Annotated in this window: 1 protein-coding gene; it reads left to right on the top strand. The window is 38.8% G+C overall.

The window, feature by feature from the left end:
- On the top strand, positions 1-304 hold a 304-nt coding region (locus F8C76_RS19885), incomplete at its 5' end, for a 2-oxoacid:acceptor oxidoreductase family protein (protein ID WP_211372184.1).
- Positions 305-454: the final 150 nt, after the last annotated feature.

Below are 454 nucleotides of genomic sequence, written 5' to 3'. Positions count from 1 at the left end.
TGAAAAAGAAGACACGACCTATATCATCACCAGCTATCTTAACAAAGAAGAATTGTTTGAAAAAAAACCTGAATTAAAAACCCGTAAGGTGTTTTTAGTGGATTGTTTAAAAATCTCTATGGAAACCTTAAAACGCCCCATCCCTAACACGCCCATGCTAGGGGCGTTAATGAAAGTGTCTGGCATGCTTGAAATCGAGGCTTTTAAAGAAGCTTTTAAGAAAGTTTTAGGCAAAAAACTCACGCAAGAAGTCATTGACGCTAACATGCTCGCTATCCAAAGAGCTTATGAAGAAGTTCAATAACATTAAGGAGCAAAGATGAAAGATTGGAATGAATTTGAAATGGGAGCGGTGCTCTTCCCTTTTGAAAAAAACGCGCAAAGCGAAATGGAAAAACACAATGATGAGCGCCATTACACCGAACAAAGCTACTTCACCACTTCAGTGGCTCAT

The sequence above is a fragment of the Flagellimonas olearia genome (assembly GCF_009184425.1).
Classification (GTDB): Bacteria; Bacteroidota; Bacteroidia; order Flavobacteriales; family Flavobacteriaceae; genus Flagellimonas; species Flagellimonas olearia.
This window is presented reverse-complemented; position numbering and strand designations above follow the sequence as displayed.